This window comes from Pseudomonas sp. GNP013, assembly GCF_054343995.1.
On the sequence record NZ_JBTGUT010000001.1, the window covers coordinates 3,059,277 to 3,080,253 of the forward strand.

The window sequence follows — 20,977 nt, forward strand, 5'->3', positions numbered from 1 at the left end:
TCAACACCTTGATTCAAAAAAGTTTTATTTCTTTTCGACGGTAGTGCGCAGATGCGGCCAGGCAGCGCGCAGGTACTGGAGCATGGACCACAGGGTCAGGCCGGCGGCGATCAACAACAAGGCGTAGCCTGTCAGCACCCAGAAGGAGAAGTCCGACGGGTTGGCCAGCAGAATGACCAGCGCAAGCATTTGCGCGGCGGTTTTCCACTTGCCCATGTTGGAAACGGCAACGTGGGCGCGGGCGCCGATTTCGGCCATCCACTCGCGCAGGGCCGAGACCACGATCTCGCGGCCAATGATGACCGCGGCCGGCAGCGTCAGCCACAGATTGCCGTGTTCCTGCACCAGCAATACCAGGGCAACGGCCACCATGAGCTTGTCGGCCACGGGGTCGAGGAACGCGCCGAACGGCGTGCTCTGCTCCAGTCGGCGGGCCAGGTAGCCGTCGAGCCAATCGGTGGCGGCGGCGAAAGCGAACACGGAACTTGACGCCGCATAGCTCCATTCGTAGGGCAAATAGAACAACAGAATGAAAATCGGGATAAGCAGGACGCGTAGAACGGTGATCAGATTAGGGATATTCATCGGCACAACTGGCTACGAGGTGGAAAGGCATTCTATTCGCTGTGCAGGTTTGCATAAATCAGCTCAGCGAGCTTTTTACTGATACCGGGTGCTTTGGCTATTTCGTCAATGCTGGCACGGGACAGCTCCTGCAAGCCACCAAAATGTTTAAGCAGGTCACGTCGGCGCGTCGGCCCTACCCCTGCCACCCCTTCCAGGGTTGAGGTTCGTCGGGTTTTACCACGACGGGCGCGGTGGCCGGTGATGGCGAATCGGTGGGCTTCGTCGCGGATCTGTTGAATCAGGTGCAGCGCAGGTGAATCGCCCTTCAAGGTGAACTCATGGGCGGCATCATTCAAGTACAAGGTCTCGAAACCGGCCTTGCGCGTCGTCCCCTTGGCCACGCCGAGCAGGATCAGGTCCGGCACTGCCAGTTCATTGAGCACGTCGCGGGCCATCGACAGCTGGCCCTTGCCGCCGTCCACCAAGAGGATATCGGGCAGCTTGCCCTCACCTTCCTTCAGTTTGCTGAAGCGGCGCATGAGGGCCTGGTGCATGGCCGCGTAGTCATCGCCGGCCGTCACGCCTTCAATGTTGTAGCGCCGGTAATCGGACTTGATCGGTCCTTCCGGCCCGAACACCACACAGGAGGCCACGGTGGCTTCGCCGCTGGAGTGGCTGATGTCGTAGCATTCCAGGCGCTGTGGTGGCTCCTCGAGTTTGAGGACTTCGGCCAGCGCGTCAAACCGTGCGGCAACGTGCTGCCGATTGGCAAGGCGCGCGCTGAGGGCCTGTTCGGCGTTGGTCACGGCCAATTGCTGCCAACGCGCACGGGTGCCGCGTACGCGGTGGCTGATGTCCAGCTCGCGGCCGCGCAGCTCGTGAATCGCTTCGATGAGCGTGGGGAAGTCTTCGTGTACCACGTTGACGATCAGCTCCGAGGGCAGATCGCGCTCCGGGCTGCTCACGTAGTACTGACCGAGGAACGCAGCCATGACTTCGGCCACTTCTTCGTCGATACCGGTTTGCGGGAAGAAGTTCTTGCTGCCCAGCACCCGGCCACCGCGAACGTTGATCAGGTGCACGCAGGCACCGCCGGGGTTGACGAATGCGGCGATCACATCGACGTCGCCGGTGCCACCCTCCATGCTTTGCTGATCCTGCACGCGACGCAACAGCGAGATCTGGTCGCGCAGTTCGGCGGCCTTCTCGAAATCCAGGGTACTGGCCGCCTGCTCCATGGCGCCGGAGAGCTCATCGGTGAGGGCATTGCTGCGCCCTTCGAGAAACATCACCGAATGGCGCACATCCTCGGCGTACTCCGCAGGCTCGACCAGGCCGACACAAGGCGCCTTGCACCGCTTGATCTGGTACTGCAGGCACGGTCGCGTACGGTTCTTGTAGAAACTGTCTTCGCACTGGCGCACAAAAAAGGTCTTTTGCAACAGGCTCAAGCTTTCACGAATCGCGCCAGCGCTGGGATAGGGTCCGAAGTACTTGCCCTTCTGCTTCTTGGCCCCACGGTGAATACTCAGGCGCGGAAAGGCGCCATCGGATAAAAAGACGTAGGGGTAGGATTTATCGTCACGCAGCAGGATGTTGTAGGGCGGCCGCCATTCCTTGATCAACGTCTGCTCAAGCAGCAGCGCTTCGGTTTCGTTGGCGGTAATGGTGGTTTCGACCTGGGCGATACGCGCCACCAGGGCGGCGGTCTTGGTCGCCAGACCGGTCTTGCGAAAGTAGCTCGCCAGACGGTTCTTCAGGTTCTTGGCTTTACCGACATACAGCAGGCGCGCCTCGCTGTCGAACATGCGGTACACGCCGGGGCGGCCACTGCAGGTCGAGAGGAAGGCACTTGGATCGAACGGCGTGGTCATGTCAGGCGCTGGCGTCCACCATGCCGTGACGCACCGCAAGCAGGGTCAATTCAACATCACTGCTGATGGCGAGCTTCTCGAAAATGCGATAACGGTAGGTGTTGACGGTCTTGGGTGAGAGGCACAGCTTGTCCGAAATCGTCTGCACCTTCTGGCAGCCGACGATCATGAGGGCAATCTGGATTTCCCGCTCCGACAGCGCATCGAACGGCGAATCACTGGTGGGCTGGAAAGACTTGATGGCCAACTGCTGGGCGATCTGCGGACTGATATACCGCTGGCCGGCAAATACCAGGCGAATGGCCTGTACCATTTCTGCCAGGCCTGCGCCCTTGGTCAGGTAACCGGCGGCACCGGCCTGCAACAGACGAGTTGGAAACGGGTCTTCCTCGCACACGGTGACCACCACGACCTTGATGTCCGGATGGCTGCGCAACAGTTTGGTCGTTGCCCCAAGCCCGCCGATTCCGGGCATCTTGACGTCCATCAACACCACATCGGGTTTCAACTCCCGGGCCTTGATCAGGGATTCTTCTCCTGATTCGGCCTGGCCGACTACTTGCAGGCCGTCGATGTCAGCCAGCATTCGTGTAATGCCTGTACGAACGAGATCATGGTCATCGACTACTAGCACCCTAATCAAGCAGACACCTCGCGAAATGGTCTTTATACATTGCCGAACACCTTAGCAAAAAACCAAGGCACAGACCTAGTTGCACGTGTCATATATGATTTTTTGGCGCCGCGCGCCTGTTCGTCGGATGACGAACGGCGCTTTTTCCTGGGTAAACCGTCAGGAATCCTGAAGCGGCTGCCTGGATTTGCCGTTCGCCGTAACTCTGCCGTTCACCTTAAGGGAGTGCTCAGCCAGGGTCGACGTCAGACGGCGGATCGCATCCTGGTCCTCCTTGAACATCGCGCGGTAATCACCCAGCACTTTTTCTTCGATCTGGCTCAGATGCGCCAGTTGAATCGGCGTAGCGTTGCCCGTCAGCACGTAAAGCACGTCCACGCCTTTCTCCGCCACACGAGACAGGTAGTCGGCTTTAGGCGCCCGACCGCCACTTTCATATTTACCTTGTGCGTTGGCCTCCACGCCGCCAATCTCACCAAAAACTTTTTGCGACATGCCAAGCCGCTCTCTTTCTTGCCTTAAACGTGAACCGATTCCACTCATTTGGATGCATGATCCTATTTGAACCCCCCCAAGAGATGACACACTCACCGCTTGGTTAAACAAACTTGAGCGGTTTTGAACTATGCCCGGAATTCGGACCGCTGCACAAGCCAAGGCCTGGCTGGAACACCAGTGAAAGTCTGTGCAAGCGTTCGTCCGTGAACAGGGTGTGGATCCGGCAACCACCTATCAAGTGTTCGCTGGGCGCAAAAAGGGGCGGCGTGGGGAGGCCCATAAGGTAGCGGTCCTTTTGGGCATGAAAGAAGGGATCATCCTTGCTGAGGCTGAGAGCCAGAACGAAGATCAGGAATTCGGTTCCTGAAGGCAGTATGCGCTTATTAGGATTTGACGCATGGTCAGCTTGCGCGGCAAATCTGCTCCATTCGCCAGAAAGAATTCTCTTCACCGACGATGCTGAAGCCCATGCGCTGATAGAGCCTGCGCGCCGGGTTGGTCTTGAACACGGTCAACCGCAACAGGCCTGGCGCCTGCGCTTTTAACGCCATCTGTTGCAGCACCCAGCTTCCCGCACCCAGACCACGACAGCCCTCGATCATATGCAGCTCGCGGATATAGAGCGCCCGGCTGTCGCGACTCAGGCTGATAAAACCCAGGACATCGGCGTCGCGGCAAATCAACCAGTTTTCCCGATCTGCCCAGGCCATGTCGAAGCCTCTGTCAGACCACAGCAAGCCGTACTGCTGGTAGTAATTGTTCATGGCTTCGTGGGTGAGCGTGCGGGCAAAAGCCAAGTCCTGCTGCGTGGCTGCGCGAAAGTGAAAGGCCATTTACAGCGCCACCACCCGGCCAGCCCACTGATCGCCATCGCAATGGGCAATCACCAGCGCCTCGCCGATGCCAGGCGCAGCTGCCAGCAAACGGCCATCTGCCGCCCAGATTGCGCTGCGCCCGGCACAGGCCCAGCCACCCGAGGGTCCACCATGGTTGGCCATCAACACCAGCAGTTTGTGTTCAACGGCATAGCCCTGCAACTGCGCACTGTCCCCTGCGTACCCTCCTTCGCTGATCAGCACACCGGCGGCATATATATTGGCACCTGACTGCGCCGCAGCAAGAGGATGACTGGCGCGGGAAAAGTCTGCACATACCGCCAGTGCGATTCGGTCGCTCCCCCATTCCAGAGCGGCACCACCTTGCCCCGCAACGAAGGCCACGTCTTCGCCGGGGTGCAAGTGCTGCTTGGTGTAGAGCGCCAGGCCGCCGTCCGCGCCCAGCACCAGCGCGCCAATCAGCACGCCTGCCTGCGGCGTCAATCGAATCGGCATGCCCACCACCGCTGTTATCTGAAGTTCGCGCGCCATTTCGCGCAGCGGTAACAGCAGCGCGTCCTCCGGAGCGATTGCCAGTTCAGCCGCCAACGAAGGCTCATACCCGGTCAACGACAGCTCGGGAAATATCAGCAATTGCACGCCTTGTTCAGCCGCCTCGCGCATGAGCGCCACATGCTGTTGGATATTCGCCGGCACATCGCCAGCAATGGAAATGGATTGCGCAGCAGCAAGGGTCAGGGCAGTCATGGTCGCATCCGATCAATCATCAACAGGCGACCAGCATATCGGCACTCACCCCATAGCCGTAAGTACCTCCGGGCAATAGAAATTACTGATTGAATCTGCCAGGGCGCCTCTAGTAAGCTCGGCACCATAATTTCGGAGAGCGACCATGCTGCAACTCACTCACCCTCAGGTTTGCCCGGCTGCCAGCGTCCAGCGCTCGGTTGCGGCTGCCCGCGTGAGCGGTTTGAGCGCGCTGGTCAGCTTTTATTTTGGGTATTGGTTTAGCCACTGGCGCGCCTGATACCTGAAATCGGCGCCCACTGTTCAAGGGGTCGCCTACCAGAGAAATCTAACCCCCGGTCGGCTCCCCGATCGGGGGTTTTGTTTTTTCAGCCCTTAACAACTTTGCACGTACACACAAGGAATCAAGCCATGAACTACGCCACCTATTACCGTTACGACACTTGCACTGCATGGCGATTTAGCCAGCTCCGCTCGGGACAGCCTGCCGCCTCCGATCGGTCACCCGCTGGTGGCAAATCCACACCCGTAGCCAACCCGGCCAATTGTCGAACACCCCAGTAGGCCAAGTGCGCGGGAATAGCCCGCCGCTTGCCCAGGAAGCCCTGAATATGAACTCCTCCGTCGCCGCCCTGCCCCTCCACGCCTTGACCTGCGCCAATGAAGCCCTGACCCGGCGCCTGCCCAGCGCGCTTGAACTCAAGCACCAGTTGCCCCTCAGTCCGTTCCTCAATGAACAGATCCACGCCCATCGCCAAGCCGTGCGCGCCATTCTCAATGGCGAAGACTCACGCTTGCTGGTGATTGTCGGCCCGTGTTCGATCCACGATCCGGCATCGGCCATGGAATACGCCCGCAACCTGAAGAAGCTGGCACTGGACGTCAGTGACCAGATGCTGCTGGTGATCCGCGCCTACGTCGAGAAACCCCGCACCACCATCGGCTGGAAAGGCCTGGCCTACGATCCGCACCTGGACGGCAGCGACGATATGGCCGCCGGCCTCACGCTGTCGCGCGAGCTGATGCGCGAAATGCTGCGCCTGGGCCTGCCGGTCGCGACCGAGCTGCTGCAGCCCATGGCAGCCGGCTACTTCGATGACCTGCTCAGTTGGGTCGCAATTGGCGCACGCACCACCGAATCGCAGATCCATCGCGAAATGGCCAGCGGCCTGGGCATGCCCGTGGGCTTCAAGAACGGCACCGACGGCGGCGTCGCCATTGCCTGTGACGCGATGCGCTCGGCCGCCCACCCCCATCGCCACTTCGGTGTCGACAGCCAGGGCCACCCGGCGATCATCCAGACCCCGGGCAACCCCGATACCCATCTGGTGCTGCGCGGCGGTCACCGCGGGCCGAATTACGATGCGCAGAGTGTAGAACAGGTAAAGCGAGACCTCGCCAACGCCAAGGTGGCCGCACGCGTCATGGTCGATTGCAGCCATGCCAACAGCGGCAAGGACCCGCTACGTCAGCCGGCCGTGTTCAACGAGGTGCTGGAGCAACGCTTGCAGGGCGACACGTCGCTGATCGGCATGATGCTCGAAAGCCACCTGTTCGAAGGCTGCCAGCCGTTGAGCGCGTCGATGAAATACGGCGTCTCGGTAACCGACGGCTGCCTGGGCTGGACCGCCACCGAGCAATTGCTGCGCAGTGCGGCCGAACGCTTGCGCGCCCCCCGCACACTCGCCTGACCGATAAAGGTCAAAATCTGGGAGGGGGCTTGCTTCCTCCCACCGTTGATCGAGTCGCACCGCTATTCGTGCCACTCGGTCAACAGTCCTTTGCGGATTCAGCGGTTTTTCCAACGGAACGACGCGTGGATACTCGACTCCATTGTTCACACCCGTTCAGGAGCATCCGATGTCCATCCCAACGCAAAAAGTCCCCGCCTTCGGTCTTGGCACCTTCCGTTTGAAGGGCCAGGTGGTGATCGACTCCGTCAGCACCGGCCTGGAACTGGGCTACCGCGCCATCGACACGGCGCAGATCTACGAGAACGAAGCCGAGGTTGGTCAGGCGATTGCCGACAGTGGCGTGCCACGTGACGAGCTGTTCATCACCAGCAAAATATGGGTATCCAATTTCGCCCAGGACCAGTTGATTCCCAGCCTGCAGGAGAGCCTGCGCAAGCTGAAAACCGATTACCTGGACCTGACGCTGATTCACTGGCCGTCACCGCAAAACCAGGTACCCGTCGCCGAGTTCATGGGCCAGTTACTGGAAGCCAAGCGCCTGGGCCTGACGCGTCAGATCGGCATCTCCAACTTCACGGTCGACCTGATGAAACAGGCGATTGCCGCCGTAGGCGCGGAGAATATCGCCACCAACCAAATCGAGCTGCACCCCTACCTGCAAAACCGCAAGGTGGTGGAATTCGCCCACGCCAACGATATCCAGATTACCTCGTACATGACCCTGGCCTATGGCGAAGTGCTCAACGACCCGGTACTCAAGCAAATCGCCGAACGCCACCAAGCCACTGCGGCGCAAGTGGCGCTGGCCTGGGCCATGCAACTGGGCCACGCGGTGATTCCGTCGTCGACCAAACGCGCCAACCTTGCGAGCAACCTGAAAGCCCTGCAACTGACCTTGAGCGCCGACGACATGACGCAAATTGCCAGCCTGGAACGTGGCCATCGGTTGACCAGCCCCAAGAGCATCGCACCGCAGTGGGATTGAACTCAGGCAGCCGGCTTGCGGGACAACTCCCGCAGCCACGGTAAAACCCGCAGCCCCCGCGAAGCCCCAGGGGGATCGATGATGTCCATGAAGTGCTTGAGGTTGACCGTGTCCGGAACGCCGGGCAAACGTACCGGCAACGTCGACATTGCGCCGGCGGGTGCGGCGAGGTTCAGATGGTCGTACACCAACACATGACGGGCCTGGGGCTGGGGCCCGGTCGCCTGGGCCGCCAGTCCCGCATTGATGATCAATACATCGAAGGGCTCGGCCGGAATGCCCGTCAGGATCTGGACTTCTTCGAAGGTTTGCACCGGCAGAATGCGGTGATATCCCAGCTGATTGAGCATTCTCTCGATGTGCAGTCGTTGCAGGTGCTGTTCATCGGCAATCAGGATGGTCAGTGCTTTGTTCGGCATGTCGGGTACCTGCGCAGGCGGAGCTCGTCAGTGAGCGCGGCCCATTTTCCAGACATATCCCGCAGACAAAATCAGGCTTGTTCCCCCTTCGCGTAGGAGTTGTCCCAAACTTACCGAATGTCCATAAATCACAGTCAAGGCTGGTTGCAATAAACATTTAAGCCGTGATGCACATCGTCAATCGCCACGCCTACCGCCTCTACCGCCGCAACCAGTGCGTTGCGCTCCTGGCGCAGGCAAGCCGCCTCCAGCGTGTCGCAACACGCGATCAGCACGTGGGCCCTGACCATGTGCGCGCCACCTTTGACGCGGTGAGCCAGATCATGCAACGCGTGAAAGTCGAGCTCACTGTGCAGCTTCGAAAGCAGCGCGCGGTCAGCCTGCAGGCTGTCGAGCAACGGCGCCAGCAGCTCAAGCAGCGCGGCGCGATCATCGCCAGTCAGCGAGACCAGAGCGCCCAAGTCAACTACAGCGGCCTGGCCCGCAGCTGACGCTTGATCGGTGAGCGCGGCCAACGCCGAGCGCAAGTCTTCGAGGCCCGCCGGTTTGAACAGGCAACCGTCCATGCCGGCCTCGCGACAGCGTTCGGTTTCTTCAGGTTGCGCATTGGCGGTAAAACCCAGCAGCAGGCATGGCACCCGGCCGTGCTCGCGTTCATACGCGCGAATATCACGGGCCAATACGTAGCCATTCTTGAGCGGCATGTTGCAATCGGTGATGACCACATCCGCAGGTGCAGTTTTCCATAGCTCGAACCCCTGATTGCCCTCATCCGCAGTCCTGATTCGATGCCCCAGAAAGCTCAATTGACGGGCCAGCAGCACGCGGTTGGCCGGATAGTCATCCACCACCAGGATGTCCAATGCCTTAACCGGTTGCACCCGCGCGACCGGCGCCGGATGCTCGGTGGGTAACCGCGCGGTGCGGGCCAGCGTCACGACCACATCCACCCGCGTGCCCTTGCCCAGTACGCTGCTCAGGTGCAGTTTGCCCCCCATCATTTCACACAGGTTGCGGCTGATCACCAGCCCCAGCCCGGACCCGCTGCGCGCCGATTGCTCACTGTTGCTGCCCTGGATAAACGGGTTGAACAGGCGCTGCTGGTCTTGCGCACTGATGCCGATTCCGGCGTCTTCGACCCACAACTTGAACTCCAGTTGGTCAGCATCGCTGGTCGGCGAAACGCATCCTCCCAACCGCACCTGGCCCCGCGACGTAAATTTGATCGCATTGCTCAGCAGGTTGGACATCACCTGCTTGAACCGCAACGGATCAACCAGCACCGGGCAATCCATCAACGGATCCAGTTCCACCTGCAGCGCCAGGCCCTTGGACCGCGCGAGCCCTTCGAACACTCGCGCCACCGACAGCAGCAGTTCATGCAGATTGGCCGGCTCCTGGGCCAGCGAAAGGTGGCCGGACTCGATCCTGGCGATGTCCAGGATATCGCCGATCAACTCCAGCATGCCGCGTGACGCCACCGACGCCACCTGCAGGGCATCGCGGTCGGGGCGGCCCTGCTCGGCGTTCGCCAGGGCCAGCTCGATCATGCCGATCACCGCGTTCATGGGCGTGCGAATCTCGTGACTCATGGTCGCCAGGAACGTGGTCTTCGCGCGGTTGGCGGCGTCCGCATCTTCCTTGGCCTCCTGCAACTGACCGAGCAACCGTTGCCGTTCGCTCACATCCACCCAACCGGCAATCATGCCCACCACGTTCTCATCGCCATCGCGGTACGGCAGCATCCATTGGTAAATGGTCAGCACCTTGTTACCCGGCACCTTGAGGATTCTGTCGTGAATCTGCGGCACGCCGCTGGTCATCAGGCGCATGTAATCCTCATGGAACAGCTGCGCCTGGGGCGGGTTGCCGGTGTCGGTTTCGACCACGGTCTTGCCTATCACCTCTTCGAGCCTGAAGCCGAACACGTCGAGGTACGCGTTGTTGCAGGCCATCAACCGTCCCTGGCGGTCACGCACGTAAATCGGGTGCGGCGTACCGTCGATCAACACGCTCATGAAGCGCATCTGATCGCTCAAGGCGCGCTCGGCCTGCACCCGCTTGCGGATGAGGCTGCGCAGATAAATGGCCCAGCCCAGGGTGATCACCAACAGCAGCGCAGCCAGGCCGAACCCTTGCAGGATGATGTTGCGATGACGCAGCCAGTAACTGTCCTCGATGATGACCTCATTGCGCCAATGGCCGATGATTTCATCCATTTCCTGCGGCGTGATGCTCAGCAGTGCCTTGTCGAGGATCGAAAACAGTTCCAGCTGGCTGCGGTTGACCCCGAAGGCGATACGCACGGGGTCCGAGCCGATCGTGCTGGTAACGCGCAGGCGGTCGCGGTAAGACCGAGCGATCATAAAGCGCGCACTGAGCAGCGAGTTGACCGCGCCCTCTGCGCCGCCATTGGCCACCAGCGCCAGCGCCTGTTCCGGGTTCTCGACGTCCACGAAACGGATACCGGGAAAGTTCTGCGCAATCGTATCGTGCAGGCCACTGCCGCCGATCAGCGCCAGGCGCTTACCCACCATGTCCTCCAGCGTAAGCGGGCTGCGCTCTTCGCCACGGGTCACCAGCACCAGCGGGTTGGTCAGATAGGGCCGGGTGAAACGAACCTTTTCGGCGCCCTCGACACTGGGCGTCACCACCGCCAGCATGTCCGCTCCGCCCGCGCTCACCTGATCGATCTGCCGCGGGATCGAGCGGCCCGGCACGGTATCGAATTTCAGGCCGGTGCGCAGGCTGATACGGGACAGCAACTCGGCGCTCAGCCCTTCGAATTGCCCCTGGTCATCGATCAGAGACAGCGGCATGAACTTGTCGGGCACCGCAATCTTGACCCGTGGATGTTTCTCCAGCCAACGCTGTTCACTGGCACTCAATTGCAAGCGCTCGGCGCCGACAATCCCCAGGTTGCCGCCACTCCAGCGGCGCAGAATCTCCATTTGCTCGCTGGCCGGCACCACCGTCAGCGCAGCGTTGATAATTGCCAGCAACTGCTTGTTGTCACGCGTCAGGGCGAACGCAAACGGGCTGACTTCCAGGGTGGAAAAGTCCACCATGCGCACATTATTCAGATGGTTACGGTTGATCAGGTAATTGGTGCTGATGGCATCGCCCAGATACACATCGGCGCGACCGAACGCCACCGCGCCGATCGCCTCGAACGTCGAGGAAAACAGCTCCAAACGCGCATCGGGGTAAAAACCGCGCACCATTTCGGGTGGCAAGTAGTGATAAAGCATCGCCACGCGTTTGCCCGCAAGGTCGCTGGTCAGCGCCTGGCTGTCACCCGTGCGAGTGACCAGGGTCGGCTGGTCGTTGGCGTAGGCGCGCGACATCACCAGTTGCGGGTCTGCGGCTTCATAGCCATTGGCGGAACCGATGAAGTCCACGGCGCCCTGCTTGAGGGCTTCGATCACTTCATCGCGGGTCTCGTAGGATCGGACCTCGATGGTGACATTCAAGGCCTGGCTGATCAGCGCCGCAAAATCAGCGGTGATGCCCTGGAACTCACCATTGTTGTTCGTCAGGTCAAACGGCGCGTAATCGGGGGCGGAAATCCCCATCAGCAACGTGCGCCGCTCACGCAGCCAGCGCCAGTCGGACTCCTTCAATACCGGGGACGGACCATGAAAACTGGAATGCGCCAATAAACGCAGGGAGGATGGCTCGTCGAGAGCGGCCGCCACCATCGGCAGCCAGGCCAGTAACAGGGCCATGATGAAGGGGCGAATCCTGACGAACCTCATGTGCGGTCAGATCAAGTGGTTGCGCTGGGCAAATTTTGCGATGTGCACCACCGAGGACATACGCAACTTCTCCTTGAGGCGTGTCTTGTAGGTGCTGATCGTTTTATGGCTGAGCAGCATCTGCTCGGCAATCTGGTTGTTGCCCAGCCCCAGTGCGAGCATGCGCAGGACTTCCAACTCGCGATCAGACAGCGACTCCACCAGTTGCAGCTCGGTGGATTGCAAGTCGTCACGCCGTACCGAACTGCTCGGCAAGCTGGGAAAGCAGCTGTAATTGGACATCACCGCCTTGATCGCCTTCTGCAGCTCGTCCAGTTCACCGGTCTTGGCGACAAACCCCATGGCGCCGGCGCGCATGCAGCGGGCAGAGAAAAACTCCGCAAGGGACGCGGTCAGCACCAGCATCTTGCACGGCAAGCCCAGTGTCTTGACCCGACTGATCACCTCCAGCCCACCCAGCTTCGGAATGGACAGGTCAAGAATCATCAAATCCGGGCGACCTTCCCGAGCCTTCTGTACCGCGTCCGCGCCATTACCCGCCTCATCGATCTCGGTGAAACCCTCCTGTTTGAGCAGGAACCGGACGGTTTGACGGATAAACGGATGATCATCGACGATTAACGCTTTACTCATAACACTCCCCTGAGACGCCAGTACATTCACACATCACACGAAACGCAGGTACCTGTGAGAAATGACAGTTCCGACCGGCGGCACTGCGCTCGCTCAACACCGGGTCAGCCTGTTCCCCTCGATTGAAAGCATTTTCGGATAGGCACAGCCGAATTTTTGCCGCCGGATAGCAGCGAGAGCGCAACCTTAGCAACGTAATAACGCCTGAACCGAAGGGATATTCCTGACCAGGCGTAGGACTTATCCTCACAACGCCTGAAGATCCGGCAACGTGGACGCGCCTTGCGCGCGCCCTGTCAGTCAGTGGTACTCGGGCTCCAGAACGCCTGCACCACCAGGGTCGAGCCGGAAATACGCGCCACCAGCGCGTCCAGCTCGTCGCCATCCACCGATGTGGCGGCCAGGGTGGCCTCGATCTCCACTTCCTCGCTGCCGAACGGCCGCACATCAATGTCACTGGCCGGGTAATTGCAGCGCGCCAGCTCGGCTTCCAGCAACACCATCACCGCCTGTTGCTGGCTGCGCCGCGCGATGACATAGAGGATGTTGGTCACCTCGGCCGATACCACGTCCAGCGGTTGCCGGTTGATGTTATTGACGATCGGCCGCAGCAAGGTATTGGCGGCCAGCACGAATAGAGTTCCCAACAACGCTTCCAGAATCAGGTCGGCACCGGCACAGGCGCCTACCGCAGCCGAGCCCCACAACGTGGCCGCCGTGTTGAGCCCGCGCACATTGCCTTCTTCGCGCATGATCACACCGGCCCCGAGAAAGCCGATGCCCGAGACCACATAGGCAACCACCCGCACTGCGCCTTCCGCACCGCCAAGACGGCTGGCCATGTCGACGAAGATCGCCGCACCCACCGCCACCAGCACGTTGGTACGCAGGCCCGCCGTGCGCTGACGGTATTGGCGCTCGAAGCCGATCAGGCCACCGAAGATGAACGCGGCCGTGAGGCTGATCAGGGTATCGATCAACGAATCGAGGTTAATGTTATGGATTGCCTGCATAAAAAATTTCCCTGTCTGCAGCCATTGATTAAAACGACCCTGCCCCTGTGAGAGCTGGCTTCCACAGGGGCAGGCAATGTTGCCAATAAAGTCTTACTGCCAGCCAAATTTACGGATGTAGTAGCCCTTCACCGCCTGGGTCAGCGCCATGTACGCCAGCAGAATCACCGGCAGGAACACGAAGTACAGCGATGGCAGCGCCTGCAGCTTGAAGTAATGCGCCAGCGGCCCCATCGGCAGGAAAATCCCCACGGCCATGATCACTCCGGTCATCACCATCAACGGCATCGCCGCACGGCTTTGCAGGAACGGAATTTTCGGGGTGCGGATCATGTGCACGATCAACGTCTGGGTCAGCAGCCCCACCACAAACCAGCCGGACTGGAACAGGGTCTGGTGGTCCGGGGTGTTGGCATCGAACACGTACCACATGAGGGCAAACGTGGTGATGTCGAAGATCGAACTGATCGGCCCGAAGAACAGCATGAAGCGCCCCACGTCCCCCGGCTGCCAGCGTTGCGGCTTGGCGAGCATCTCCTCGTCAACGTTATCGAACGGAATCGCGATCTGCGAAATGTCATACAGCAGGTTCTGCACCAGCAGGTGCATCGGCAGCATCGGCAGGAACGGAATAAACGCACTGGCCACCAGCACCGAAAACACGTTGCCGAAGTTGGAACTGGCGGTCATCTTGATGTACTTGAGCATGTTGGCGAAGGTACGACGTCCTTCGAGCACGCCCTCCTCGAGGATCATCAGGCTCTTTTCCAGCAGAATGATGTCGGCCGCTTCCTTGGCGATATCCACCGCGCTGTCCACCGAAATCCCGATATCGGCGGTACGCAGCGCCGGCGCATCATTGATGCCGTCGCCCATGAACCCGACCACGTGCCCGTTGGCCTTGAGCAGGCGCACGATGCGCTCCTTGTGGCTGGGTGTGAGCCTGGCGAACACATTGGTGGTTTCCACCGCCTTGGCCAGCTCGGCGTCGCTCATGTCTTCAATGTCATTGCCCATCAGCAAGCCTTGCTGTTCCAGGCCTACTTCGCGGCAGATCTTGGCAGTGACCAGTTCGTTGTCGCCGGTGAGTACTTTGACCGCAACACCATGCGCCTTGAGCGCCTTGAGCGCCGGCGCGGTGCTTTCCTTGGGGGGATCGAGGAACGCGACATAGCCGATCAGGGTCAGGTTGTTTTCATCCGCCAGGCTGTAGGTATCGCGACCCGGCGCCATAGGTTGTGCGGCCACCGCCACCACGCGCAGGCCTTCTTCGTTGAACGCTGCAGTGACCTGGCGAATACGCGCCAGCAACTCGTCGGTCAGCGCCTCGTTGACGTCACCGTGACGCACGCTGGTGCACACCGACAGGATTTCTTCCACGGCGCCCTTGCAGATTAACAGGTGCGGCAAGCCTTGCTCGGCGACCACCACCGACATGCGTCGGCGATTGAAGTCGAACGGAATTTCATCGACCTTGTGGAAGGCCGTGCCCACGTTCAACTCGCGGTGTACGTCCACGTGCTCCAGCACCGCCACGTCCAGCAGGTTTTTCAGCCCGGTCTGGTAGTAGCTGTTGAGGTAGGCCATTTCCAGTACGTCGTCGGAGTCCTCGCCCCACACGTCGACATGGCGTGCCAGGAAAATCTTGTCCTGGGTCAGCGTGCCGGTCTTGTCGGTGCACAGCACGTCCATGGCGCCGAAGTTCTGGATCGCGTCCAGGCGTTTGACGATGACCTTCTTGCGCGACAGAAACACCGCCCCCTTGGCCAGGGTGGAGGTGACGATCATCGGCAGCATTTCCGGGGTCAGGCCCACGGCAATCGACAGCGCAAACAACAGCGCTTCGGTCCAGTCGCCCTTGGTGAAACCATTGATGAACAGCACTGCCGGCGCCATCACGAACATGAAGCGGATCAGCAGCCAGCTGACCTTGTTCACGCCATGCTGGAACGACGTAGTGGCGCGGTCGGTGGCCGTCACGCGTTGGGCCAGCGCGCCGAAATAGGTGCTGTTACCGGTCGCCAGGATCACTGCAGTGGCGGCGCCGGACACCACGTTGGTGCCCATGAACAGAATGTTTTCCAGGTCCAGCGGGTTGCGCGTGGCGGCGTCCTGCTGCTGCACGAATTTCTCCACCGGCATCGACTCACCGGTCATCGCCGCCTGGCTGACGAACAGGTCCTTGGCCGTGAGCACGCGGCAGTCCGCCGGGATCATGTCGCCGGCCGACAACACAATCAGGTCGCCCGGCACCAGTTGCTTGATCGGCAGCTCAATGCGCTTGGCGGCATCGCGGCGCAGCACGGTCGCGGTATTGCTCACCATCGCTTTCAGCGCATCGGCAGCCTTGTTCGACTTGGCCTCCTGCCAGAAGCGCAGCAGGGTCGAGAGCACCACCATGGAGAAAATCACCGTGGCGGCTTTCATGTCCTCGGTCAGCCACGAGATCACTGCCAGCAAGGTCAGCAGCAGGTTGAACGGGTTCTTGTAGCAGTGCCACAGGTGCACCCACCATGGCAGCGGCTGCTCATGCTCGACTTCATTGAGGCCGTATTGCACGCGCAGGGCGTCGGCGTCCTGGGTGCTCAGGCCCTCGGCATGGCTGCCCAGCGTGCCGAGCAATTGCCCGGCATTACTGTTGGCGGCGGCCACCAGGGTTTGCGCCAACGTCGGCGGCACTTCACGGCTGACGCTGGCGTCGGTCACGGTTTCGAGCATCGCCAGGCGGCGAAAATGCCGGGCGATATGGCGGGTCCGCAGAAAGCCTGCGAAGAACTCTTTGAGCAGCGTGAGTTTCATGGTGTTACTCCTGCGCGAGGTAAAAACCCGTCGTGCAGGTACTGCCCTCTGCACCGCGCCCGTTTCACAGGCACAGACAGATTTGGCCCGCCTGCCGTAACAGGCAGGCGCGTCCGTAGCCTCCCGAGGTTAATCGGGTGGCTGGTCAGCGTCGATGAGAGAGGATCGAGGCAGGGCCAGGACTGGCCGCTACCGGGATGCCGCTTCTCGCTTTTTTGGCGAGACAACGGCATCGAAAAGAATGCGCGTTACCTTGCCAAGTACGTGCCGGTTACCGAGACCGGCCGACAACTGTCGCTCGAACAAGTACCCACTGAGGGTCTCCGCTATTGATGAAAACGCGCGAAGCTTACGCCCCGGTGCCGGCAGAGTAAACCGTAGGAAAGTGTCGAAATGGTGAATACGAAAATTCTTCAGGGTGGGTTCAGGAACCAATTTTCAAGCCCCTTGATCAATGAAAGCCCCCGCTAATTCCCCGACCTGGCGCTGTGGCGAGCGGGCTTGCCCCGCGTTGGGGGGCGAAGTGCCCCCTTCCAGAACGCGATATTGCGCAGCGGCTGGATGTGGGGCTGCTGCGCAGCCCAACGCGGGGCAAGCCCGCTCGCCACAACCACAACCACAACCACAGCCACAACCAACTGACCTCAATCCTCGCGCGTCAACACTTCCAGCAACTCAATCTCAAAGCGCAGGTTGCTGTTGGGCTTGATGTGCGCGCCCATCGACCGCTCGCCATACGCCAGGTGCGCGGGCACGAACAAGGTGCGTACGCCGCCCACTTGCATGCCCATCAGGCCCTGGTCCCAGCCCTTGATCACACGCCCGGTGCCGATCACGCACTGGAACGGCTTGCCCCGCTCCCAGGACGAATCGAACACCGTGCCGTCTTCCAGGGTGCCGGTGTATTGGGTGGTGATCAGCGCGCCCTTGACCACGGCTTTGCCAGTGCCCGGCCGCGTATCGGTGATCTGCAATTGGTCGTTGTTCATGGAGCCCTCATTGACGAATACGTGCGGCAAGTGCAGCAGCACCTGCGTGGGAACGATCAAGCGATCAACCTACAACCATCGCCAGAACCTGCTCCACCATCCCCGCCCCAGATCATCCTTGCACCCGGCATACTGGCGCGCATACATCTGCGAACGCGCCTGCACCTTGCCCGCCACCGGGAGCAGCCAGGGCTTGCCGGCGTAGGTGCGCTGGCGGTAGCCGCCCCAGCCTTCGTGGTAGTTCAGGTATTGGCCGTACGCGTCGTATTTGTAGACGCCGTTGATGGTGTAGGTCTTGTCCATGTACCAGCCGACGAAGTCGATGGCATCGTCGAAGTCTTCACGATCGGCGCCGCTGCGGCCGGTGCTTTTGCGGTAGTCGTTCCACACTTCATCCTTGGCCTGGGCGTAGCCGGATGCGGTAGAGACGCGGCCCCAGGGGATGATCCACAGCAGGTATTTACGCGGGGTCTTGGCGTCGTGGCGGAAACCCGACTCCTGATACATGATGGCGAACGGTACTTCGATTGGCACGCCCCAGCGCTTTTGCGTGACCTTGGCGGCGTCGTACCAGTCGTCCTTTTCGCGGAAGATGGCACACAGGTCATTGGGACTGCGCGGCGGCGAGGTGCCGCACGCGGCCAGTAGGGAAGTGAGGACCAACAGTCCGACAGCTTTGCCTGCGCTCAAGGGGCACCTTTGCGTGATATGCGAAAGGCGCCCATTTTACGCACTCATTGACGCCGATGCCGACTGCTCATCGCGTCTCCAGCGCCTGCGCCACAACCATGGCGCAAGCGCTGGCTTGAATCAGGCCAATGGCACGCGACGGCTGGTCAGTGCGAAACGGCCTACGAAGAAGCTCAAGGCAGCGCCCAGCAACAGCATCGCCAAAGTGCTCCAGGCAGCGCGCGACAGTTGCTTGGCGGCCACTTCACCGGCTTCGCGGGCTTTCTGCTCGGCTTGCTGCTTGAGTTCTTCAACCTTCTGCATGGCTTGCTGATAAGCCTGGGCATAGTTGTCGACGATCTGGGTAGCTTCTGCCTTGCTCTTGCCAGTACGCGCAGCAACGATATTGACCAGTGCTTCCTTATCGGCAGCGTTCAGCGCCGGTTCGCCCGAAGCCTTGACGCGTTCGAACCACTGCTTCAACTCATCGCCGGCCTGGGCAGGATTGTTCGCAGCATCGGTTGCCGACTGCTTGCCATCAGCAGCGGCCTGATCGGTTTTCTGCTCGACGTTGGACGGGTCCAACTCAGGCTTGCCGGTCTGCTTGAGCAAGGTGTCGAGTTGACCCTGCAGGCTGTTCCAGTCCAGCTGGATGCCCTGCTCGTTCAATTGCTGCTTGATGCTGTCACCGATGCCCGGTGCGGCGGCGGCGATACCGCTACCGGCAGCCGACAGGCCTTTGCCCACTACATTGCCGGCAGTGCCGACCACGCTTGAGGCCAGGCCGGCCAGCAGCCAGGTGGTGAACAGGGTGGTCAGGGTCCAGGTCAGCACGCCGTGCAGACCGCCGCGATCCGGCGCAGTACGCCCGGCCACGAATGCACCGACGGCGATCGCCACCAGCGTCGAAACGAACAGCCAGATCCCGGCACCGGTGCCGAAACCACTCAGCGGGTTACCCGCTTCCATCGGGTTGACGGCGCTGGCGCCGATTGCAGTGCCGAGCACGCTCAAGACCAGATAGGTCACCAGTGCAATTGCACTACCGGCCAATACCGAGCTCCAGGACACGCGAAACAACGAACGGTTGGTTTCATAGACAGTGGTCATACAAGAGGTCCTTCACAAGTTATAGAAGCAAGGCAAAGTGCCTTGATCTTGTGAGTGTGGCGAAACGACATACGTTCAGTCTTGGCCCATCTGCACTATCCGCACTGGTGCATTCGCACCTGAACGGGATCATTTTTTCTGCACGTTCACGAACCTCCCCTGTCGTAGTTTCATGCACTTAAAGATCGGAGAGCCCATGACACAGGACGTTCTTGCCAAAGAAACCAACCGCCGCCAATTGCAGCAGATCATCTCGGGCTTATCCGATGGCGTGATCCTGGCCGAGGTCGACCAGACCATCCTCTGGGCCAACGAAGCCGCGCTGGCCATGCACGGCGTCGGCGATGTGATGGGCCTCGGTAGCGACGGCAGGCAATACGCCGAACGCTTTGCTCTGCGCTATCGAAACAATCACCCGGTGCAGGCGGACAACTACCCCCTCGCCCGAGCCGCCGCCGGCGATGAATTCAGCGATGTGGTGGTCGAAGTCACGTCCACCGCCGACCCGGACAAAACCTGGGTGCACCGCCTGCGCAGCCTGGTGATCGCCGATGCCAAGGGTGAGCCGGAATTGCTGGTGCTGATCCTCAGCGACGCCACCGAGTGGGCCAGCGCCGAACAGCGCTTCGAAAAAACCTTCAACGCCAACCCGGCGCCCGCCGTGATCTGCCGCCTGAGTGATCTGCGCTACATCAAGGTCAACCAGGGTTTTTTGGAAATGACCGGCTACAACCGCGACCAGGTCATCGGCAAGTCCGTGTATGAACTGGACGTGCTGGAGCAGGCCGAGCGCAAGGACCTGGCCATCCAGCGCCTGGGGGAAGGCGCGACCATCCCGCAAATGCAGGCCGAACTCAAACTGCCAGAAGGCGGCAGCAAACTGGTGATCGTCGCCGGGCAGCCGCTGGACATGAACGAGGAAGACTGCATGCTGTTTTCCTTCATGGACCTGGAGCCACGGCGCAAGGCGGAAATCGCCCTGCGCCAGAGCGAGGAACGCTTTGCCAAATCCTTCCGCCTCACGCCCGTGCCGACGCTGGTGTGCAATGCCGCCAACCGCCAGGTGGTAGACGTCAACGAAGCGTTCATGAACATCACCGGCTATATCAGCCAGGAGCTGATCGGCAAGGCCATCGAAGACATCGACTTTATCGACAGCGCTTCAGCCGGCGCGCAGTTGTTCGCGACCCTGGAAAAGGTCGGCAACCTCGACGGGCAAGAGTTGAAAGTGCGCAAAAAAGGCAATGAAGTGATCGACTGCGTGGTGTCCGCCGACACCGTGAGCATCGAAAACGTGCCCTGCTACCTGCTGGTGTTGATGAACATCACCGAACGCAAACGCTCGGAGCTGGAACTGGTGGCAGCCATCGAAGAAGTGATGCAGGACGCCTCGTGGTTCAGCCAGACCCTGATCGAGAAGCTGGCCAACGCCAAAAGCGTCAACAGCCCCAACCTGCCGAACGTGACCTTCACCGACCTGACCGCACGCGAACGCGATGTACTGGGGCTGATCTGCGAAGGCCTGGCCGACAAGGAAATCGCCTCGCGCCTGAAGCTGGCGCCCAATACGGTGCGTAATCATGTGGCCACGGTGTATTCCAAACTGGGGGTGCACAGCCGCAGCGCAGCGATCGTCTGGGCCCGTGAACGCGGACTGTTTGCCGGAGAGCTGCGCCTGAAAAACAAGCCTTAGACATGCAAATGCACTAGTGCCTCTAGTGCGAATTCGCCTTCTGGCGCGGGGGAGCGATC

The 20,977-nt window shown here is 60.6% G+C and carries 18 protein-coding genes; 4 read left to right on the plus strand and 14 right to left on the minus strand.

Going from position 1 to position 20,977, the window contains the following annotated elements:
• Positions 1–24: 24 nt before the first annotated feature.
• The 4 genes from pgsA to ACXX81_RS13160 form a co-directional block, all read right to left on the minus strand.
• A complete protein-coding gene (gene pgsA, locus ACXX81_RS13145; protein WP_003232771.1) occupies positions 25–585 on the minus strand; it encodes a CDP-diacylglycerol--glycerol-3-phosphate 3-phosphatidyltransferase in 561 nt (186 codons plus the stop codon).
• Between the two features lie 32 nt (positions 586–617).
• Positions 618–2,441: an excinuclease ABC subunit UvrC gene (gene uvrC / locus ACXX81_RS13150; protein ID WP_209980996.1), complete on the minus strand. Its 1,824-nt coding sequence runs from the start codon at positions 2,439–2,441 to the stop codon at positions 618–620.
• Position 2,442: 1 nt separating this feature from the next.
• Positions 2,443–3,084: a response regulator transcription factor GacA gene (gacA, locus tag ACXX81_RS13155; RefSeq protein WP_003190387.1), complete on the minus strand. Its 642-nt coding sequence runs from the start codon at positions 3,082–3,084 to the stop codon at positions 2,443–2,445.
• 150 nt (positions 3,085–3,234) lie between these two features.
• The gene (locus ACXX81_RS13160; protein WP_458571853.1) at positions 3,235–3,618 is read right to left on the minus strand and encodes a helix-turn-helix domain-containing protein; all 384 of its coding nucleotides are present in this window, start codon (positions 3,616–3,618) and stop codon (positions 3,235–3,237) included.
• Positions 3,619–3,760: 142 nt separating this feature from the next.
• Between ACXX81_RS13160 and ACXX81_RS13165 the strand changes: the two genes are divergently transcribed.
• Entirely contained in the window at positions 3,761–3,940 is a 180-nt protein-coding gene (locus ACXX81_RS13165) for a helix-turn-helix domain-containing protein (protein ID WP_231421757.1), read from the plus strand.
• 34 nt (positions 3,941–3,974) lie between these two features.
• Here ACXX81_RS13165 and ACXX81_RS13170 read toward each other — a convergent pair whose 3' ends face one another.
• Together ACXX81_RS13170 and ACXX81_RS13175 are read right to left on the minus strand one after the other, a co-directional pair.
• Positions 3,975–4,406 carry a GNAT family N-acetyltransferase gene (locus ACXX81_RS13170; protein WP_458571854.1) on the minus strand — a complete coding sequence of 144 codons (432 nt, stop codon included), beginning with the start codon at positions 4,404–4,406 and terminating at the stop codon, positions 3,975–3,977.
• Positions 4,407–5,156, minus strand: a complete 750-nt coding sequence (locus ACXX81_RS13175; protein ID WP_458571855.1) for a carbon-nitrogen hydrolase family protein — start codon at positions 5,154–5,156, stop codon at positions 4,407–4,409. It lies immediately after the preceding gene.
• A 611-nt stretch (positions 5,157–5,767) separates the two neighbouring features.
• On the opposite strand from ACXX81_RS13175, the gene ACXX81_RS13180 reads away from it, so the two are divergent.
• The gene (locus ACXX81_RS13180) at positions 5,768–6,847 is read left to right on the plus strand and encodes a 3-deoxy-7-phosphoheptulonate synthase (RefSeq protein WP_458571856.1); all 1,080 of its coding nucleotides are present in this window, start codon (positions 5,768–5,770) and stop codon (positions 6,845–6,847) included.
• A gap of 169 nt (positions 6,848–7,016) precedes the next feature.
• Positions 7,017–7,835, plus strand: a complete 819-nt coding sequence (dkgB, locus tag ACXX81_RS13185; protein ID WP_231421755.1) for a 2,5-didehydrogluconate reductase DkgB — start codon at positions 7,017–7,019, stop codon at positions 7,833–7,835.
• A 2-nt stretch (positions 7,836–7,837) separates the two neighbouring features.
• Here dkgB and ACXX81_RS13190 read toward each other — a convergent pair whose 3' ends face one another.
• From ACXX81_RS13190 to ACXX81_RS13225, 8 genes are all read right to left on the minus strand, one after another.
• Positions 7,838–8,254, minus strand: a complete 417-nt coding sequence (locus ACXX81_RS13190; RefSeq protein WP_209980983.1) for a chemotaxis protein CheY — start codon at positions 8,252–8,254, stop codon at positions 7,838–7,840.
• A 134-nt stretch (positions 8,255–8,388) separates the two neighbouring features.
• Positions 8,389–11,982, minus strand: coding sequence for a transporter substrate-binding domain-containing protein (locus ACXX81_RS13195; RefSeq protein ID WP_458571857.1), 3,594 nt, complete (start codon positions 11,980–11,982; stop codon positions 8,389–8,391).
• Positions 11,983–12,018: 36 nt separating this feature from the next.
• Positions 12,019–12,645 carry a response regulator transcription factor gene (locus ACXX81_RS13200; protein ID WP_209980979.1) on the minus strand — a complete coding sequence of 209 codons (627 nt, stop codon included), beginning with the start codon at positions 12,643–12,645 and terminating at the stop codon, positions 12,019–12,021.
• A 296-nt stretch (positions 12,646–12,941) separates the two neighbouring features.
• Complete coding sequence (locus tag ACXX81_RS13205) at positions 12,942–13,658, minus strand: MgtC/SapB family protein (RefSeq protein ID WP_209980977.1); 717 nt, start codon at positions 13,656–13,658, stop codon at positions 12,942–12,944.
• Between the two features lie 93 nt (positions 13,659–13,751).
• Entirely contained in the window at positions 13,752–16,457 is a 2,706-nt protein-coding gene (gene mgtA, locus ACXX81_RS13210; protein ID WP_209980975.1) for a magnesium-translocating P-type ATPase, read from the minus strand.
• Positions 16,458–17,101: 644 nt separating this feature from the next.
• Positions 17,102–17,446: an FKBP-type peptidyl-prolyl cis-trans isomerase gene (locus ACXX81_RS13215; RefSeq protein ID WP_209990257.1), complete on the minus strand. Its 345-nt coding sequence runs from the start codon at positions 17,444–17,446 to the stop codon at positions 17,102–17,104.
• A 69-nt stretch (positions 17,447–17,515) separates the two neighbouring features.
• On the minus strand, positions 17,516–18,136 hold the full coding sequence (locus tag ACXX81_RS13220; protein WP_122457676.1) for a transglycosylase SLT domain-containing protein: 621 nt from the start codon (positions 18,134–18,136) through the stop codon (positions 17,516–17,518).
• Between the two features lie 120 nt (positions 18,137–18,256).
• Positions 18,257–19,225, minus strand: coding sequence for a hypothetical protein (locus ACXX81_RS13225; protein WP_322213270.1), 969 nt, complete (start codon positions 19,223–19,225; stop codon positions 18,257–18,259).
• Between the two features lie 196 nt (positions 19,226–19,421).
• Between ACXX81_RS13225 and ACXX81_RS13230 the strand changes: the two genes are divergently transcribed.
• Complete coding sequence (locus ACXX81_RS13230) at positions 19,422–20,918, plus strand: PAS domain S-box protein (protein WP_209980967.1); 1,497 nt, start codon at positions 19,422–19,424, stop codon at positions 20,916–20,918.
• The last annotated feature ends 59 nt before the right edge of the window (positions 20,919–20,977 follow it).

Bases quoted from the DNA above. Each gene is read 5' to 3' on its own strand.
- ACXX81_RS13205 (WP_209980977.1), bottom strand. From the start codon at position 13,658: ATGCAGGCAATCCATAACATTAACCTCGATTCGTTGATCGATACCCTG.
- ACXX81_RS13160 (WP_458571853.1), bottom strand. From the start codon at position 3,618: ATGAGTGGAATCGGTTCACGTTTAAGGCAAGAAAGAGAGCGGCTTGGC.
- ACXX81_RS13175 (WP_458571855.1), bottom strand. From the start codon at position 5,156: ATGACTGCCCTGACCCTTGCTGCTGCGCAATCCATTTCCATTGCTGGC.
- mgtA (WP_209980975.1), bottom strand. From the start codon at position 16,457: ATGAAACTCACGCTGCTCAAAGAGTTCTTCGCAGGCTTTCTGCGGACC.
- ACXX81_RS13170 (WP_458571854.1), bottom strand. From the start codon at position 4,406: ATGGCCTTTCACTTTCGCGCAGCCACGCAGCAGGACTTGGCTTTTGCC.
- ACXX81_RS13215 (WP_209990257.1), bottom strand. From the start codon at position 17,446: ATGAACAACGACCAATTGCAGATCACCGATACGCGGCCGGGCACTGGC.
- uvrC (WP_209980996.1), bottom strand. From the start codon at position 2,441: ATGACCACGCCGTTCGATCCAAGTGCCTTCCTCTCGACCTGCAGTGGC.
- ACXX81_RS13190 (WP_209980983.1), bottom strand. From the start codon at position 8,254: ATGCCGAACAAAGCACTGACCATCCTGATTGCCGATGAACAGCACCTG.
- dkgB (WP_231421755.1), top strand. From the start codon at position 7,017: ATGTCCATCCCAACGCAAAAAGTCCCCGCCTTCGGTCTTGGCACCTTC.
- ACXX81_RS13180 (WP_458571856.1), top strand. From the start codon at position 5,768: ATGAACTCCTCCGTCGCCGCCCTGCCCCTCCACGCCTTGACCTGCGCC.
- pgsA (WP_003232771.1), bottom strand. From the start codon at position 585: ATGAATATCCCTAATCTGATCACCGTTCTACGCGTCCTGCTTATCCCG.
- ACXX81_RS13230 (WP_209980967.1), top strand. From the start codon at position 19,422: ATGACACAGGACGTTCTTGCCAAAGAAACCAACCGCCGCCAATTGCAG.
- ACXX81_RS13225 (WP_322213270.1), bottom strand. From the start codon at position 19,225: ATGACCACTGTCTATGAAACCAACCGTTCGTTGTTTCGCGTGTCCTGG.
- ACXX81_RS13195 (WP_458571857.1), bottom strand. From the start codon at position 11,982: ATGGCCCTGTTACTGGCCTGGCTGCCGATGGTGGCGGCCGCTCTCGAC.
- ACXX81_RS13200 (WP_209980979.1), bottom strand. From the start codon at position 12,645: ATGAGTAAAGCGTTAATCGTCGATGATCATCCGTTTATCCGTCAAACC.